General features: G+C 60.8%; 15 protein-coding genes and 1 pseudogene. 6 read left to right on the top strand and 10 right to left on the bottom strand.

The annotated features are described in order from the left end of the window. Positions 1-85: 85 nt before the first annotated feature. Positions 86-850, top strand: a complete 765-nt coding sequence (locus tag ACCD05_RS12000; protein ID WP_111564575.1) for a FadR/GntR family transcriptional regulator — start codon at positions 86-88, stop codon at positions 848-850. Between the two features lie 252 nt (positions 851-1,102). Here ACCD05_RS12000 and ACCD05_RS12005 read toward each other — a convergent pair whose 3' ends face one another. The 8 genes from ACCD05_RS12005 to ACCD05_RS12040 form a co-directional block, all read right to left on the bottom strand. After that, a complete protein-coding gene (locus ACCD05_RS12005; protein ID WP_111564574.1) occupies positions 1,103-1,942 on the bottom strand; it encodes an HpcH/HpaI aldolase/citrate lyase family protein in 840 nt (279 codons plus the stop codon). Next, positions 1,939-2,391, bottom strand: a complete 453-nt coding sequence (locus ACCD05_RS12010) for a MaoC family dehydratase (protein WP_413393069.1) — start codon at positions 2,389-2,391, stop codon at positions 1,939-1,941. Before ACCD05_RS12010 ends, ACCD05_RS12005 begins: the two co-directional genes overlap by 4 nt. Beyond that, entirely contained in the window at positions 2,391-4,250 is a 1,860-nt protein-coding gene (locus ACCD05_RS12015) for an acetyl/propionyl/methylcrotonyl-CoA carboxylase subunit alpha (protein WP_413392841.1), read from the bottom strand. Before ACCD05_RS12015 ends, ACCD05_RS12010 begins: the two co-directional genes overlap by 1 nt. A gap of 26 nt (positions 4,251-4,276) precedes the next feature. Next, on the bottom strand, positions 4,277-5,872 hold the full coding sequence (locus ACCD05_RS12020; protein WP_413392843.1) for a carboxyl transferase domain-containing protein: 1,596 nt from the start codon (positions 5,870-5,872) through the stop codon (positions 4,277-4,279). Further along, positions 5,872-7,035, bottom strand: coding sequence for an isovaleryl-CoA dehydrogenase (locus tag ACCD05_RS12025; protein ID WP_413392845.1), 1,164 nt, complete (start codon positions 7,033-7,035; stop codon positions 5,872-5,874). Before ACCD05_RS12025 ends, ACCD05_RS12020 begins: the two co-directional genes overlap by 1 nt. 105 nt (positions 7,036-7,140) lie before the next feature. Then, positions 7,141-7,818 carry a gamma-glutamylcyclotransferase gene (locus ACCD05_RS12030; RefSeq protein ID WP_413393071.1) on the bottom strand — a complete coding sequence of 226 codons (678 nt, stop codon included), beginning with the start codon at positions 7,816-7,818 and terminating at the stop codon, positions 7,141-7,143. 78 nt (positions 7,819-7,896) lie between these two features. Further along, positions 7,897-8,733, bottom strand: coding sequence for an alpha/beta fold hydrolase (locus ACCD05_RS12035; protein WP_413392847.1), 837 nt, complete (start codon positions 8,731-8,733; stop codon positions 7,897-7,899). 511 nt (positions 8,734-9,244) lie between these two features. Continuing rightward, complete coding sequence (locus ACCD05_RS12040; RefSeq protein WP_413392849.1) at positions 9,245-9,442, bottom strand: hypothetical protein; 198 nt, start codon at positions 9,440-9,442, stop codon at positions 9,245-9,247. A gap of 340 nt (positions 9,443-9,782) precedes the next feature. Between ACCD05_RS12040 and ACCD05_RS12045 the strand changes: the two genes are divergently transcribed. Further along, positions 9,783-9,962, top strand: a complete 180-nt coding sequence (locus ACCD05_RS12045; protein WP_413392851.1) for a toprim domain-containing protein — start codon at positions 9,783-9,785, stop codon at positions 9,960-9,962. A gap of 40 nt (positions 9,963-10,002) precedes the next feature. Here ACCD05_RS12045 and ACCD05_RS12050 read toward each other — a convergent pair whose 3' ends face one another. Continuing rightward, positions 10,003-10,602 carry a hypothetical protein gene (locus ACCD05_RS12050; protein WP_413392853.1) on the bottom strand — a complete coding sequence of 200 codons (600 nt, stop codon included), beginning with the start codon at positions 10,600-10,602 and terminating at the stop codon, positions 10,003-10,005. Positions 10,603-10,974: 372 nt separating this feature from the next. Between ACCD05_RS12050 and ACCD05_RS12055 the strand changes: the two are divergent. Beyond that, positions 10,975-11,133, top strand: a pseudogene (locus tag ACCD05_RS12055) (pyrimidine utilization transport protein G); the annotation flags it as partial. A gap of 193 nt (positions 11,134-11,326) precedes the next feature. Here the strand turns inward: ACCD05_RS12055 and ACCD05_RS12060 are convergent. Beyond that, positions 11,327-12,268 carry a helix-turn-helix domain-containing protein gene (locus ACCD05_RS12060; RefSeq protein ID WP_413392855.1) on the bottom strand — a complete coding sequence of 314 codons (942 nt, stop codon included), beginning with the start codon at positions 12,266-12,268 and terminating at the stop codon, positions 11,327-11,329. A 14-nt stretch (positions 12,269-12,282) separates the two neighbouring features. On the opposite strand from ACCD05_RS12060, the gene ACCD05_RS12065 reads away from it, so the two are divergent. From ACCD05_RS12065 to ACCD05_RS12075, 3 genes are all read left to right on the top strand, one after another. Continuing rightward, positions 12,283-13,599, top strand: coding sequence for an alpha-glucosidase/alpha-galactosidase (locus ACCD05_RS12065; RefSeq protein WP_413392857.1), 1,317 nt, complete (start codon positions 12,283-12,285; stop codon positions 13,597-13,599). A 153-nt stretch (positions 13,600-13,752) separates the two neighbouring features. Further along, positions 13,753-14,547, top strand: coding sequence for a DeoR/GlpR family DNA-binding transcription regulator (locus ACCD05_RS12070; RefSeq protein WP_413392859.1), 795 nt, complete (start codon positions 13,753-13,755; stop codon positions 14,545-14,547). Continuing rightward, positions 14,544-15,494 carry an N-acetylglucosamine kinase gene (locus ACCD05_RS12075; RefSeq protein ID WP_413392861.1) on the top strand — a complete coding sequence of 317 codons (951 nt, stop codon included), beginning with the start codon at positions 14,544-14,546 and terminating at the stop codon, positions 15,492-15,494. The genes ACCD05_RS12070 and ACCD05_RS12075 overlap by 4 nt, the downstream gene beginning before the upstream one ends. Positions 15,495-15,498 lie beyond the last annotated feature (4 nt).

The raw sequence follows: 15,498 nt of genomic DNA on the forward strand, positions 1-15,498 counted from the left end.
AATCGTATTTATTTGACGGTTTATCGGCGATTGACTACTGCTGCATGTTGCGGGCATTTGCAGGAGATGAATCGGGAGGACACGAGTGGCAGGCGCAAGGACGGCACGCAATCTGACGGAAGACGGCGACCCAATCGCAGCACGCGGAAAGCGCAGTGTCCGCGAGGCACTTCTGCATCACTTCGTCGAGAAGATCGTTTCCGGCGAGATGGCGGAGGGCTCCACCTTGCCCAACGAGGCTGAGCTTACCGAGCGATTTGGCGTCAGCCGCACGAGCTTGCGCGAGGCGATGCAGTATTTGTCCGCGCTCGGGCTTGTGCGGTCGCGTACGCGGGCGGGAACAACGGTGCTGCCACGCGAGAACTGGAACTATCTCGATCCGCTGGTTCTGGATGTGCTGCTGTCCATCGGCACCGACGAGAACTTCTACATGTCACTGATCGACGCCCGCCAGTTGCTTGAGCCCGCGGCCGCCGCGCATGCGGCCGCGAATGCAACCGCACGCCAACTCTACCAGATCTCCAAGGCCTTCGAGGACATGGTCGAGGCCAATTCACGTGACAACGAGGCCTGGAGTCGCGCCGACCTCGAGTTCCATACCGCCATTATCGATGCGAGCGGCAACTGGGTCTATCGCCAGTTCGCCAGCGCAATCCGCGCCGCGCTTCTGGCGAGCTTCCGTCTGACGAACCGCGCCAGCCAGTCACACGAGCAGGCGATCCTGAAGCACCAGGACGTGCTTGAAGCAATCAGAATGCGCAGGCCGGAGGCCGCTCGGCACGCGATGGAGCAGCTGATCGGTGTCGCCCGAAGCGAGATCACCGATGCGCTTCGCAAGGTTCGCGTGTGACTACAAGGCTGTTGTCGCGGAGGCTTCATTCTTCCGGCCGGTGACGTCTCATTGATTTGACCGCGCTATCGCTCGTGTCCAGCAGTGGCGACACGATTGGCAACCCCGCTTCGGCAAGCGACCGGTTGGCAACGACCGGATGCTCAGATGAAAGGATGAGCGTCCCCTCACCGTTCCGCCGGAATGTCAGCGCGGCGGCCTGGCGGCGTCGGATAGCCACTCGAAACCGACAGCGGCTTCGTTCGCAAGCATTTACGCTGGTTCCGTCGCAAGCTCCAGTATGCGCCGCGCCTGCCGCAGGTGCGGTGCATCGATCATCCGGCCATCGAGTTGAAGCACGCCTTTTCCCGGATTCGCTTCGAATGCCGCGACGATGGCTCGGGCCTTTTCGACGTCGGCCCGCGTCGGCGAGAAGGCCTCGTTGATAACGGGGATCTGAGAGGGATGAATTGCCATCATCCCGGTAAAGCCATCGCAGCGCGCCCGGTGCGCGTAGCGCCGCAGGCCCTCTAGGTCGCCGAGTGCCGGGTAGATGGTCTCGATGGCAGCGGCGCCGGCGGCGTGACCGGCAAACAATGTCAGGGAGCGCAGCATTTCATAGGGATGGGTATAGCTGCCATCCTCATTTCGCGACCGTGTCGCACCGATCGCCGCTGGCAGATCTTCCGCCCCCCAGGTCAATCCCAGGATCAGGTGACGAACGGCCGCATAGCTTCCGAGCTGGAAGATTGCCGCGGGCGTCTCCGTCGCGATCGGCATGATTGGCACACCGGGGGCGAGCGCCGCCAAGACCTCGACACTTGTGCTGCCCTCGGCCTTCGGCAAGACAAGCGCGTCGGGCCGGGCATCGAGAATGGTCGCGAGATCCTGCTCCAGAAGGCCACTCCCCAGTGAGTTCACCCGCACAAAGAGCTTGGTCCGCCGTTCGGCCGATCGCAGGAACGTCGCGACAGCCTCTCTTGCCGCGAGTTTCTCGACAAGCGCAACGGCATCTTCCAGATCGAGAATGAGGGCATCGGCGGAAAGCGCGAGCGCCTTCCACATGCGATCCGGACGATCTCCTGGCACAAAGAGCAGTGAGCGCAACCTCATGTCGGTCTCCTTTGCACCAGTGCGGTGCGCAGGCATCTGCAAACCACTTCGCCGCGCTGATTGATCAACTCGTGCTGGAAGGTAACGATGCCGGCCGTCGGCCTAGATCGGCTGTCCCTCAGATCGGCGATTTCGGTTTCGGCGCGCATCGTATCACCGATGAAAACGGGTTTCGGCATCACGAGCTTATCATAACCCAAATTCGCAACCAGCGTCCCCAGGGTCGTATCACCGACCGAAAGACCGATCATCAGCGCGAAGGTGAAGGTGCCGTTGACCAGTATCTGGCCGAATTCGCTGGCCTTGGCCGCTTCCACATCGATGTGCAGCGGCTGCGGATTGTGGGTCATGGTGGAAAAGAGGAGATTGTCTGTCTCGGTGACCGTGCGACGTATCTCGTGCGCAATTCTGTCGCCGATGGTCCAGTCCTCCAAATGACGCCCGGCCATCACTGGTCTCCTTCCAGCTGCATGAGGACACTGCCTTCGACGACCTGGGCGTCGGCAAGGACCTTCATCTCCGAAACGACGCCATCGAAGGGCGCGCTCAGCGTCTGCTCCATCTTCATTGCCTCGATGACGACAAGGGGCTGCCCTCTGGTCACCCGATCTCCCTTGTCGACCATCAACGCGGTCACCCTGCCCGGCATCGGCGCAACGATCGCGCCATCGAAATGGCCGGCGCTACCGCCGGCATGACCGGCGCGTGGCGGCCCGAAAGCCCAGGCTTCGCCGTCCAGAAACAGCACGCCGGCGTGGGTCGCGGCCGGCTCGCCACCATCATCGCGCAGTTCCACCCGATATGCCGCACCGCCGACCTCGACGCCGATTTCCCGCGACGCCGGCGCGTTCATCCGCAAGCCGCTTGCCATCGTCCATATATCGCCGCCCAATTTCGGCAGGATCGCCCGTGCCGCCGCTTGCAGCACGCGCTCGCTGGGTTCGGTCGGCGGGATGAGATCGGTCGCGTGTCTTTCGATGAAGCCGGTATCGACCGTGCCGGCCTTAAAATCGGGATGGTCAAGCGTGCGCGCGAGGAAGGCTGCGTTGGTGCGCACGGGCCAGACCTCCACGGAACCGGCCGCGCGGGCCAATCGCCGCGCCGCGTCTTGGCGTGCTGCGCCGTGGCTGATCAGCTTGGCAATCATCGGATCGTAATAGGAGCTGATCTCATTGCCTTCCTCGATACCGCTATCGACCCTGACGCCCTCGGGAAACCTCAGATGGGTCAGCCGCCCGATCGACGGCAGAAAGCCGGTGGACGGGTTCTCGGCATAGAGCCTCGCTTCCATCGCCCATCCGTTGATCGATAATTGCTCCTGGCGCAGAGGCAGCGGCTCGCCGGATGCCACCAGGATTTGCCACTCCACCAAATCCTGGTCGGTGATGGCCTCGGTCACAGGATGTTCGACCTGAAGCCGGGTATTCATCTCCATGAACCAGATGCGATCGGCGCGAAGCCCGTCTGACGCATCCGCGATGAACTCGATCGTTCCCGCGCCGACATAATCGACCGCGCGCGCTGCCTGGACCGCGGCCTTGCAGACAGCCTCTCGCGTCGACGCATCCATGCCCGGCGCCGGCGCTTCCTCTATGACTTTCTGATGGCGTCGCTGCAGCGAACAATCACGCTCGAACAGGTGGACGAAATTTCCGTGCGTGTCGCCGAACACCTGGACCTCGATGTGCCGAGGCGAGAGGATATATTTCTCGATCAGCACCCGGTCATCGCCGAAGGCGGCAACGGCTTCACGCCGGCAGCTGGCAAGCGCCGCTGGAAATTCCGCTGCGCTATCGACCCGACGCATCCCCTTACCGCCGCCACCGGCGACAGCCTTGATGAGGACAGGATAGCCGATCGCTTCCGCCTCGCGCCGCAGTCGTTCGTCCGTTTGGTCCTCGCCGAGATAGCCTGGCGTGACCGGGACGCCCGCCGCGATCATCCGCTTCTTGGCTGCATCCTTCAGGCCCATGGCCCGGATCGAAGCCGCCGGCGCGCCGACCCAGATCAGACCGGAGGCCGTGACCCGCTCTGCGAACTTGGCATTTTCCGACAGAAAGCCGTATCCCGGATGGATCGCCTTCGCGCCAGTCCTGATGGCGGCCTCGATGATCCTGTCGGCATTGAGATAGCTCTCCTTGGCCGATGCCGGGCCGATGCATACCGCCTCGTCCGCCTCGCGAACGAAGGGCATGTCGCCATCGATCTCGGAGTGCACGGCGATCGTGCGGATCCCGAGCCGTTTCGCCGTTTTTATGATCCTCCTCGCGATCTCGCCGCGATTGGCGATCAGCAGGCTGTCTATCACGGTCTCTCCTCTCCCTGCCTTCGCGACTACATGCGAAACAGGCCGAACTGGGCGCGCTCTGGTATCGGCGCATTCAGCGTCGCCGCGAAGGCGAGACCGAGTACGTCGCGTGTCTGCGCCGGGTCGATGATGCCGTCGTCCCATAGCCGCGCGGTTGCGTAGTAGGGGTTGCCCTCGTCCTCGTATTTCCGCCGGATCGGCGCCTTGAACGCTTCGGCCTCATCGGCGCTCCAGCGTTCGGCATCGCGATGCACGGTCGCCAGAACCGAGGCCGCCTGCTCACCGCCCATGACGGAAATGCGCGCATTCGGCCAAGTAAACAGAAAGCGCGGCTGATAGGCTCGGCCGCACATGCCGTAATTGCCCGCGCCGAAGCTGCCGCCGATCAGCACCGTTACCTTCGGCACCGATGCCGTTGCCACCGCTGTCACCAGTTTCGCGCCGTTCTTGGCAATCCCCTCGGCTTCATATTTTCCGCCGACCATGAAGCCCGAGATGTTTTGCAGGAAGAGCAGCGGGATGCGCCGCTGGCAAGCAAGCTGGATGAAATGGGCGCCCTTCAGCGCACTCTCGGAGAAAAGCACGCCATTATTGGCGAGAATGGCGACCGGGATACCCCAGATACGCGCGAAACCGCAGACCAGCGTGGTGCCATAGAGCGCCTTGAACTCCTGCAACTCCGATCCGTCGACGATACGGGCGATGACCTCACGGACGTCGTATGGCGTGCGCACGTCTCGCGGAACAATGCCATAAAGCTCCTCCGGATCGAGCTTAGGCGGCTGTGGCTCGGCCACCTCGATATCCACCCGCTTCGGCCGATTGAGCGTGGCGACGATGTCGCGGACGATCAGGAGCGCGTGCTCGTCGTTTTCGGCGACATGGTCGACGACGCCGGATTTCCGGCCGTGCGTATCGGCGCCGCCGAGTTCTTCGGCGGATATGATCTCACCCGTCGCCGCCTTCACCAGCGGCGGGCCGGCGAGAAAGATCGTTCCCTGGTTGCGCACGATGACGGTTTCATCGGACATCGCCGGCACGTAAGCCCCACCCGCCGTGCAGCTCCCCATGACGCAGGCGATCTGGGCGATGCCCGCCGCCGACATCTGCGCCTGATTGTAGAAGATGCGCCCGAAATGATCGCGATCTGGAAAGACCTCGGCCTGATGCGGCAGATTGGCTCCGCCCGAGTCCACCAGATAGATGCAGGGCAGTCGGTTTTCCCAGGCGATCTCCTGCGCCCGCAGGTGCTTCTTCACCGTCATCGGAAAATAGGCGCCGCCCTTTACGGTCGGGTCATGCGCCACGATCATGCATTCGACGCCCGAGACCCGACCAATGCCGGCGATCATGCCCGCGCCGGGCGCCTCGTCGTCATACATGCCATTGGCGGCAAGCTGGCCGATCTCGAGAAACGGCGAGCCGGGATCAAGCAGGCGCTGGACCCGGTCGCGTGGAAGCAACTTGCCGCGTTCGACATGCCGCTCGCGATGCTTTTCGGAGCCGCCGAGCGCGGCGGTTGCCACCTTGGATCGGAGCGCCTCCACGAGAGCCAGATTGTGCGCATGATTGGCGGCGAAGGTTTGCGAGCTGGAATCGAGCATCGTCTGCAGCTCCGGCATCAGCCCCTCCCCTCAGCACCTATGACTTCGCGCCCGATCAGCATGCGGCGCACTTCATTGGTGCCGGCGCCGATGTCGAGCAGCTTGGAATCCCGCCAGTAGCGCTCGACCGGCCAGTCCTTGGTATATCCCGCGCCGCCCAGCGCTTGGATCGCCTGTTCCGCCACTTTGACCGCACTCTCCGAGGCGTAGAGAATGGCCCCGGCCGCATCATGCCGCGTCGTCTTGCCAGCATCGCAGGCTCTTGCCACCGCATAGACGTAGGCGCGAGCCGAATTCAGCGCCACGACCATGTCCGCCACCTTCGCCTGGATCAGCTGGAAACTGCCGATCGGCGCGCCGAACTGCTTGCGCTCCCTGATGTAGGGAAGCACCACATCCAGGCAGGCCTGCATGATGCCGAGCTGAATACCTGAGAGCACGACGCGCTCGTAGTCGAGCCCGGACATCAGCACTTTAACCCCGCCGTTCAGCGGCCCCATGATGTTTTCTTCCGGAACGAAGCAGTCGTCGAAAACCAGTTCCGCCGTCGGCGATCCGCGCATGCCGACCTTGTTGATCTTCTGGCCGATCGAAAAACCCTCAAAGCCCTTCTCAATCAAAAAGGCGGTAATGCCTTTGGAGCCGCCATCGGGCACGGTCTTGGCGTATACGACCAGCGTCTCGGCATAGGGCGCGTTGGTGATCCAGAATTTGGTGCCGTTCAGGCGGTAACCGCCATCGACCCTATCGGCGCGCAGGCGCATCGAGACGACGTCCGAACCGGCGCCCGCTTCCGACATGGCAAGGCTGCCGACATGCGCGCCTGATATCAGCGGAGGGAGATATCGCTGTTTCTGTTCGGCCGAGCCCCAGCGCGAAATCTGGTTGATGCAGAGATTGGAGTGCGCGCCATAGGACAGGCCGACCGATGCCGAGGCGCGGCTGATTTCCTCGCACGCAATAACGTGTTCGAGATAGCCAAGCCCAAGGCCGCCATGCTCTTCGGGCACTGTAATGCCGTGAAGGCCAAGTGCGCCCATCTCGGGCCAGATTTCGACCGGGAACAAGTCTTCCTCGTCAATCCTCGCGGCAAGCGGGGCAATACGCTCTGTCGCAAACCGATGCGTCGTCTCACGGATAGCCTCCGCCATTTCGGATAACCCGAAATCCAACTCCAGCATGTCGCCAGTCCTCCCAGACCGCGATCATGCTACCGCGACCAATGCGATTAGTAAAATCGTATCAACGCCATCGCCTCCTGGCAGGTTGCCGGTAAGCACAATGGGCTACGCGTTCCGCCGCGCCAAAATCTCGGCTGCGACCAGCGCCTGCAGGCGCCATAGGTTACGGTCGCGGATGCCCTCCGCCTGAAGATCGACGATCGTGTTGTGTAGATACTCGGCGCAGGAGCCGCCCTGACCGCAGGCTGCCGCGATCAGCGAGGAAGCTTCCGCCGCCGGCAGCGGTTTCGTCAGTCCGGCCCGCTTGGTGCTGGCCCAGAATGTCAGGGCTTTTTTGGCGCCGCGTTCAGTTCTGACCGGAAGCCAGCGCACCATGTCGATCACTTCACTATACTTGATCTCGCGCGCGACGAGCGCGCGCAGATCCTGGCGGCGGCGATCGGCTGAAAGCTCGAAGGCGATACCATCGCACTGGCCGCCGCGCTCAAGCGCCATCATCAGCCCGGGCTGGTCGCTGGTTGCGCGCCAGCGCTGAATTTTCAAGGAGAACGACCTGTGCCAGCCATAAGCGGTTGCTCGTTCGCGGCTGGCGGGTTCGAACTCCGGGTTCCAGATCAGGGACCCATAGGCAAAGACGAGAAGAGGCTCACCTGCCGCTTCGCGTTCAATCCTATCGACGAGATCGTCAAGCTCAGCTTCCGAAAGCGGCGTCCAGCCCGGCTCCGGTCCGTCATCACGAACATCTCGGATGGTCAGGGCAACAAGTTCGGGCGTCAGCTGCATGGTGGTATCGATCTGTATCAGGTCAAGGAAATGGAGCAACTGGCCGTGGCGGGTGTCCGCCACGGCCAGGTCTTTTCGTTAGGACTGCACGAAAGCGAGCAAGTCGGCGTTCAGCACATCGGCATTGACAGTCAGCATGCCGTGCGAGAAGCCCGGGTAGGTCTTCAGCGAACCGTTCTTCAGAAGCTTGGCCGACTTCAGCGCGGAGTCCGCGATCGGTACGATCTGGTCGTCTTCGCCGTGCAGGACAAGCGTCGGAACGGTGATCGCCTTCAGGTCTTGCGTCTGGTCCGTTTCGGAGAAGGCCTTGATGCCGTCATAGTGCGCCTTGGCGCCGCCCATCATGCCCTGGCGCCACCAATTCTGGATCACGCCTTCCTGAACCTTGGCGCCATCACGGTTGAAACCGTAGAAGGGGCCGGCCGGCACATCGCGGAAGAACTGCGCGCGGTTGGCGGCAAGCGCGGCACGGAAGCCATCGAACACTTCGATCGGCAGACCCTCGGGGTTGCTTTCGGTCTTCAGCATCAGCGGCGGAACGGCCGATACCAGAACAGCCTTGGCGACACGGCCGGCCGGCTGGCCGAACTTCGCGACATAGCGAGCAACTTCACCGCCGCCGGTGGAATGGCCGATATGGACGGCGTTCTTCAGGTCGAGCGCCTGGACGACGGCAAATGCGTCGGCTGCGTAGTGGTCCATGTCGTGTCCGTCGGCAACCTGGGCGGAGCGGCCGTGACCGCGGCGATCATGGGCAACGACGCGGTAACCCTTCGACAGGAAGAACAGCATCTGCGCGTCCCAGTCATCCGACGACAGCGGCCAGCCGTGGTGGAAGACGATTGGCTGTGCGTCCTTCGGACCCCAATCCTTGTAGAAGATTTCGACGCCGTCCTTGGTGGTGATGGTAGCCATTTCAGTATTTCCTTCTGTTTTAGTGTTTGCGGGCGCAGCGCTCGCTGCGAATGTAAAGGCGGGTGAGATTGCCATGGTCGTTGCGGCCGCGCCGGCGGAGAGCAGTGCGCCGCGACGCGTCATGGAAGAAAAAATCTCGGTCATTTCATATCCCGTAATCTTGTCGTTTCAAGCTTCAGACGACGCTGTTGCTCGGCTGATGACTGGAAATTGCCACGGATCGAGGGACGCAAACAATTGCACTAATGCTTTCGATTTAGTTGCCTAATTTGCAACAATGGAGAGGAAGGTTTCGGGTGACCGGCGATGAGAGACTTTCTGGTCGGTCACGAGCCGATCGCGCGTCGATCCCGCGAGCCGGTCGATCAAGGCAGGCGCTTCTGCCCCACCTATGCTTTGCTTACCTCAATTGCGTCAACTCTCTCACGCGATGTGGCAAGTTGTTTGGTTTGCCAGCTCGAACGGATCATCAGTCCTCAACGCCGGAAAGGCCCGGCTGCGAGCAAGCGTCTCAGCCGAAATCGGCCAATTCTTCGTGGATGGCCGAAATGATTTCGGCGCGCTGCTGCGCGGATCGACCGGTGTGAGCAGCGTAGGTCGGTGCCAGAAGTCTTACCGTGCTGAGGATTGTCGTATGCGAAGGACCGAGGGCGAAGCTCGCGACATGGCAGGACAGAACGACATTGGAATAACGCTGAGCCTCCAGCATCGAGGTGCGGTCGGTGATGGTGATGACATTGAGACGGCTCGTCGCGGCAGCTGAGAATCGGCCGCGAAATCGGCTGATGTGGCGGCAGCGTCACCAGGATCAGCACGTCCTTCGGGCCGGTCATGGCAAGGGTCCTCGGCCCACGATCCCTGATTGATGCCGAGGTTCATCACATTGTGACGAAGCCGCGCCGATCAGTTCGGCGGCCTGGCGTACTTTGTCGGAGCGCATCTCCTCGAAGGTCTTGGTCAAATTCCTCAGCTCAAGTTCCAAAAGGGCGCCGATCGTGCGGCCAAGCGCAACCTGTTCGGGCTGGGTGACGGAATAGCCATAAGGTTCGGTGCTTGGCGAGCGCCCCGATACTCAATTGGTCGCAGCGAGCGATAACAATTCTCAGGGTGACGTTTTCGCAGATCGACTGCGCGCTCTGGCGCAGGATGTCGGCTGCTCATATCGTCGATTGCGACAGGCCGCCGAGGACTGGAACGACGTGGTGAAACAGTCCGGAAGGTTCGCTTGACCTCCCTTTATCCTGCGGCATAGACGAGCCGTTTCGACGGTTAGTGTCTGTTCGGGTCGTTTTGAGACTGCTTCAATGGAAGATCGTTGGGGTCGGTGCTACGGACCACCCGTACGCTGCCGCGGATTGCGAGCCAGATGCAGCTCAGCATGGCAGCCGGCATTCCCCATTCGAAGATCACTCCGGCATAGGTCGGCCACGGTTGCCCGGCGCTCAAGCCGTCGATCAGATATCGGTATCCACCAAGAATGAACGACAGCAGGGTTGCCCAACCGATAAGCAGGAGGAGCAGGTTGAGCGCCTTCAATTGGAACAGCTTGGATGGTCCGCGCAGGGGGATGTAGCCGCGTTCCCTAGTGCGATCGATGAAGACTGCAACTCGCCGAGCGTCGTTGAAAAATCGATGGTCGGGACCCACGATCCAGCTGCAAAGCACGTGACGAGCAATTGCCAGTATGAAAAAAATGGATGTGATCGCAAAGACCGTGGATGCAAATCCCTTGCCGTGAGTAGGGAACAAATCCACCAGCGGGACGCCGATAATCCAGATCGGCAGGGTTGCGCCCACCACACGCAACGTCCCGAGATTGGCTTCGATGTTTCGAAGCCGACGAAGCTCGAAGATTGACTGTTGGGTCATTGAGGGCTCCCCCGGTTTGGATTTCGGTGATCCATATCATTGCCACAGTCTATGGGTTGTGGATGACCCCGGCAACCGGCAACTTCCTTCATGTGGACATTAAAATGCGTCGCCTCATATCGTCGCCCGCCATTGCCCTCGCGGCCACTGCATAGCTGCATTGCACAATAAATGTTTTCCAGGTGGTCAATATTCAGGCATAACGCCTACAGCTAATGCATATGACGGTTTCCTCCCAGTTCCGTCGCATTGGCTGTTCCCCTCTGGAGGTTTTTTGACCTTCAAACTTTATGGGCCGCGGCTTTCGCCGTCGGCCCTTTTTCTTCCCGCGACCCTGGCATCATTCTGATACGATCAGTTGCTCAAGAGGCGTCGGTCGGCGTCGTGCTCGTGCTTGGCGCCGGCAACTTCAAGCTTGAAGTCGCAGGATTCATGCTCGACGGCATCGGCACCGAAGCGATCGGTGCGATCGTGCTCTATCACGCCTTGGGCTGGTCGAAAGTCTCGGGTCGCACGAACAACAATGCGTAGTAGCGATTGCTCTGTGCACGAGCACAAGAGATCGAGGCCGCCTTCGTGAGAGGCGGCCTTTCTGCTCGTTTCTACCGTCATCTAGCCGGAAGACTGATTTCGGAAATTGATATGGATCTATCTGCGCCTAGACGATCAATGGTTCGCTTCCGACGGCCGAAAGGGAGTTGGCTCAACAAATCGAACACATAGCTTAGCCCGCTCTCATCCGCATCATCATGCGAAAGTTGCGAGGGGTGTCTTCCGTATGGTGTTTGAAAACAGCGTAGAAACGCGCGGGGGAACCGAAACCACAGTCATGTGCGATCTCAAGGATCGGGTCGTCAGTCTCCGCCAGCCGTTGCATGGCACGCGACAACCGAAACCGCGTCAGGTACTCCATGACAGATATCCCTAGCACGTTGCGAAACGCCCTGTTGGCGGTTGTGGGATGCACGCGAGCTAGCTTTGCGATCGATGCGAGGGTCAGTGGTTCACGGTAGCGCTTACTGATTATTTGCGTGAGAGCCTGCGTATAGCGTATACCCGGACCGGCGAGCGCCGTCGCTTCGCGGCGGGTGATGCCAGCGTCTGCATGGTCAAGGATAAGCCGGCGCACACGAAGAGCAACCTCATCGCTGACCAGTTGCCGCCGCGCCTGATCGCCAATGGACCATTCACGGACCCACCGGGCGCCTGAAAGCGTCGCGCCTTCGGCGGGATTGGGCTCCTGTATGAACGCCCCTTGCAGGATGGCCTGTCTGGCGGTTGCCTCGATCGGCATTGCCAGAAAGTCCGCGAGCGGAAGATAGGCGCAGACGAGTGGTGATTGTGGCGTCACGACAATCGTCTGATGGGGGATCGCCGCCCAGAACAAGACCAGACGCCCCGCCTCGACATGTTCCTGCTTTCCGTTGAAAAGGTAGGTCATCGAGCCTTCGCGAAGCAGATTGATCTCGATGTGATCGTGCCAATGCGCTGACGTCATCGTATCCGCCATATGCTCTTCAACGAGAAAGTCGCGTGGTGAGCCGAGCCACTTGCCTTGCGTACCAGCTTCTTCTCCGTTCACCGTTGTCTGCTCCGATCCGAGAATAATTTCCCTATTATCGAGAAGAAAGTCCCAATTAAAAGGGGCATGAAAGGTCGATCTCATCAAAGGAGAACCTTATGCCAAAGATTTGCCTCGTCGGAGCCGGAAGCACAGTCTTTGCCCAGAACATTCTGGGCGACGTGCTATCGACCTCGTCCGACCATGATTATGTAATCAGCCTTTTCGACATAGATCCGGAGCGTCTGAAGACGTCTGAGATTGTCGCGCGACGCATATGTGAGGCGCTGAAGTTGCCCTCGGTGCGGATTAAGGCGACGCTCAATCGTCGCGAGGCACTCAAGGGCTCGGACTTCGTTATCTTGATGATGCAGGTCGGTGGCTACAAGCCAGCAACGGTCACGGATTTCGAGGTGCCGAAGAAATACGGCTTGCGACAGACGATTGCCGATACCCTCGGCATCGGCGGTATCTTCCGGGGTCTCAGAACAATCCCGGTACTCGAGGCCATTTGCCACGACATGGAGGAGGTGTGCCCGAATGCGTTGTTGATGCAGTATGTCAACCCGATGGCGATCAACTGCTGGGCCATCAAGGAGATCGCTCCGACCATCCGCAATGTAGGCCTGTGCCATAGCGTGCAACACACCGCCGGCCACCTTGCAAAGTGCCTTGGAGAGAATGTCGACGACATCAACTACGTCTCCGCCGGTATCAATCACATCGCGTTCTTTCTCAAATACGAGAAGATCGGAGCGAATGGTGGCCGCGAAGATCTCTATCCGAGGCTGAAGGCGCTGGCGGATGAGGGCAAGGTTCCCGCCGACGATCGTGTCCGTTTCGATGCCCTGAAACGGCTCGGCCATTTCGTCACCGAATCCAGCGAGCACTTCTCGGAATATACGTCCTGGTACATCAAGGATCGCCGGCCGGAACTGGTGGAGCAACTCAACATACCGCTCGATGAGTATATCCGCCGATGCGAGGTGCAGATCGGCGAATGGCATGCGTTGCGCAAGGACCTCGAGGGTGGCAAGCCGATCGAGGTGTGCCGCAGCAACGAGTATGCCGCCGGCATCATCCACGCGGTCGTGACCGGAAAGCCGGCGCTGATCTATGGCAATGTTCCGAACAACGGCCTGATCGAGAATCTTTCGCCGGAATGCATCGTCGAGGTGCCCTGCCATGTCGACCGCAATGGCATCCAGCCGACGCGGATCGGCAGGATTCCATCGCAGCTCGCGGCCGTCATGCGATTAAGCATTTCGGTGCAGGAACTGACCGTAGAGGCCGCACTGACCGGTAAGCGGGACCGGATCTACCAGGCCGCGCTGCTCGATCCGCACACATCCGCCGAGCTGTCGCCCGATGAAATCTGGCACATGGTGGACGATCTCATAGACCAACACGGCGACCTGCTGCCAAAGTATCACTGAGCACACCCCTACCGTTTTCAGCGGCGCCTTGTTTAAGGCGCCGTTTTCTTTGTGCGCAAGGAAAACGATCATAAAAAATCATAATAGTGATTGACATTGATCTTTTCAAATGAAAACCTGATTGAAATTATAAAGCCAAAAAGGGAGCATGCCTTGAACCAGAGCGGCGGCCTCAAGACCGATCGGCAAGACCTCATCCGCAGTCATCTGTATGCGAACGGATTTTCCACGATCCAGGACATCGCGGATGCGGTCGGCGCCTCGCTCGCGACCGTGCGGCGCGATCTGCAGCTTTTGCAGGAGGCTGGTGCGATCGATCGGGTACACGGCGGTGCCCGCATCGCCGAAGGGTCCTCGGTGGAACTCGCGTTTCAGGAGCGCGAGAAGCGTCAATTGGCGGCCAAGCGCGCTATTGCCAATGCGGCCTACGAGCGGCTTCACCCCCGCACCGCAATCTTCCTCGATGCCGGCACGACGGTGCTCCAACTGGCCAAGCTGATCCGCATCAATCCCATGCCGCTGCGCATCTTCACCAACGGCCTGATCGTGGCGCAGGAGTTCATGAACGTCCCGAACCTCGACGTCGTCCTGCTCGGCGGGCAGTTGCGCAGCGAAAATGCATCGCTCGTCGGCCCCCAGGCCGAAGCCATGCTGGAAACGATCTGGTTCGACCAGCTGTTTCTCGGCGCGAGCGCGGTGAGCAATGATGGCGCGATCTATAGCGTGGACAGCGCCGAAGCGAGCCTCAATCGGAAGATGCTCACCCGATCCAGCCATCGCTTCGTACTCGCGGACTCCTCGAAATTCGGCACGACGGCAACCTACAAGGTGGCGCCGCTGAACAGTGCCAAGCTGATCACCGATGCCGATCTGTCGAAGGACTGGCGCGCGCAGCTTGGCGACCTTGCCGTCGAGACAATTTTCGCCGACCAGGGAGCGAAGTCTTGAGCACCGACCTGATCCTCGGCATCGACGGCGGCGGCACAAAGGTGATGGTGGCGCTTGCCGATCGCAGCGGACGCATCCTTCGTACCGGTTTGGGTGGTGGCGTCAACGCCATGGACAATCCAGCCTGGCGGATCGAACTCGAGGCGCGGATCGAACCGTTTCGCGGCGAAAGGCGATTGACCGCCGTGGCGGCCGCGTTGCCTGTTTACGGAGAGGTCGCCCATCTTTCCCAACAGTTGGAAGAAACCATCGCGCAAGCCTTCCCGAATGCGCGGACACGCGTTCTCAACGATGTCGATGCCGCCCATCTCGGCGCGCTCGCCGGCAAGTCGGGTATTCTCGTACTCTCTGGAACCGGTTCCATGGCCTGGGCGCGCAATGCAGGGGGCGAAGCCGCCCGGACCGGCGGCTGGGGCGACATCATCGGCGACGAAGGCAGCAGCTACTGGATCGGCAGGCTGGCGCTCAATCTTGTCAGCCAGAGCCTGGATGGACGTCTGCCGCCGACCGCCTTGGCAAAGGCTGTCTTTGATCACCTTCAACTCGACCCAACCAACCCGATGGACAGCCTCGGTGCCTGGGCGACGTCTGATGCGAAACGGTCAAGCATCGCTGCGCTGTCCGCCGTGGTCGACAAGGCCGCACTAAACGGCGACACGGCCGCCATTGTTCTCCTCGACCTCGCGGCGGACGAGCTCGCCAAGCACCACCGTGCGATCGCCGGCCACTGTGAACCGGGAGCCGACTGGACATTTGCCGGCGGCACGTTCCGAAGCACGATCCTTTTGAAAGCCCTCGAGCGACGCATCGGTCGCCCCCCGATTGCTCCGAAACTACCCCCGATCGGCGGAGCGCTCTTCGCTGCCGCCCAACTTCTCGACTGGCCCATGGACGAAGGCTGGATCGGGCACGTCGTCGCATCGGCAAATGCGGCGTTTGCGCAATAAAATC

It is taken from the genome of Rhizobium sp. Rhizsp42, from assembly GCF_047304155.1.
GTDB lineage: Bacteria > Pseudomonadota > Alphaproteobacteria > Rhizobiales > Rhizobiaceae > Rhizobium.